Annotated in this window: 1 protein-coding gene; it reads left to right on the top strand. The window is 39.0% G+C overall.

All coding sequences use genetic code 11. The annotated features are described in order from the left end of the window. Positions 1 to 315 precede the first annotated feature (315 nt). Positions 316 to 747, top strand: a 432-nt coding sequence (locus tag KIV40_RS34880; protein WP_285354042.1) for a hypothetical protein, incomplete at its 3' end; no start/stop codon positions are given.

Below are 747 nucleotides of genomic sequence, written 5' to 3'. Positions count from 1 at the left end.
GGCACTTTCGGCTCTGTCGCAAATACTGATAAACAAGTGACAGAGCCAATCTCCAAGCAAACCTGTATCTGGCTCATTTCCGAGTATGTAGTACGAAGCACTGCACATAGCTTCGCGAGTGAATCATTTGTATCCACAGAGGAACCGACTACAACTCATAACTGGACAGATACGCGTTAGATTTTGAGCTCTAACGTGTTCGATGTTGATTAGAAAAAGTATCTTGAAGCCTTAAATGCTTGTTAGTTTTGTGCCACTCATTGCACTAAAGCAACTTTATGATACTCTGTTCTGGTCGTATATTTGGAGCTTTCAATGTTAGTTTACGTAAACAATTTTGAGTTAAGTGGCAAAAATGTTACTGAGCGCGCACTTCAATCCGTATGTGGTTGGATCAAATTCAAAACGAAAGAAGAATTTGATGTTGATACATTAAAAACTGGTTGCAACTGCAAGTTTGACAACATTACGGTAAGAACATTCTGTGCTGTAGCACTAGAACCAAAGATGTACTCCATCTTACTAACTCACCCTGATCATGAAATTAAAGGTCGTCACTGGGAAACTGAAATCAGCATTAAAGAAGAGGACGGAAAAACACAGTTTTCTATTCAACTCAAAGTAAACGACATCAGTACACAAGTACGTGGAACTGTCGTCACTACACGCCCTTTGATTGTTAAATACCTTTCAGATAGTCGACTACTAAAACGAGATACTGTCGGCCTAAAAGTAAACTTTTTGAAT

This window comes from Vibrio sp. D173a, assembly GCF_030248475.1.
This window is presented reverse-complemented; position numbering and strand designations above follow the sequence as displayed.